Origin of the sequence: Streptomyces tateyamensis, from assembly GCF_003205575.1 — a bacterium.
In the GTDB taxonomy this organism is placed as follows: Bacteria; Actinomycetota; Actinomycetes; order Streptomycetales; family Streptomycetaceae; genus Kitasatospora; species Kitasatospora tateyamensis.
This window is the reverse complement of the sequence record NZ_PYBW01000028.1, coordinates 78,358-78,695: the sequence shown is the minus strand read 5'-3', so window position 1 is coordinate 78,695 and position 338 is coordinate 78,358. Positions and strand designations below refer to the sequence as shown.

Annotated in this window: 1 protein-coding gene; it reads right to left on the bottom strand. The window is 79.0% G+C overall.

Annotated elements, in window-relative coordinates; all coding sequences use genetic code 11:
* The coding region (locus C7C46_RS09155) for a PDZ domain-containing protein (protein ID WP_181442267.1) at positions 1-338 on the bottom strand (338 nt) is incomplete at both ends.

Sequence of the window (338 nt, the reverse complement as noted above, 5' to 3'; positions counted from 1 at the left end):
AGGTCGCGGTTGAACTGGGCCCAGCCGGACCCGCCCAGGTCCGGGATGTGCAGGTAGCCGCAGAGCCCGTCGCTGAACTCGCGCACCAGCGCCCGGCGGCGGGCCAGCCAGTCCTGGTAGCGGATCGGCCGCTCGTCGGTCAGTGGGGTGACCGCGACCCGGCGCACCGGGCCGTCCGGGCCGCGCCGTACCGCCAGCTCCACGGTCGCCCCGCCGTTTCCGGCCAGCAGTGGGGCCGGCCCGCGTACCGGGTCCGGCGCCCGGCCGGCGACGGCCACCAGCTCGTCGCCCTCGCGCAGCCCGTGCCCGGCCAGCGGCGAGCGGGCCCGGGGGTCGGA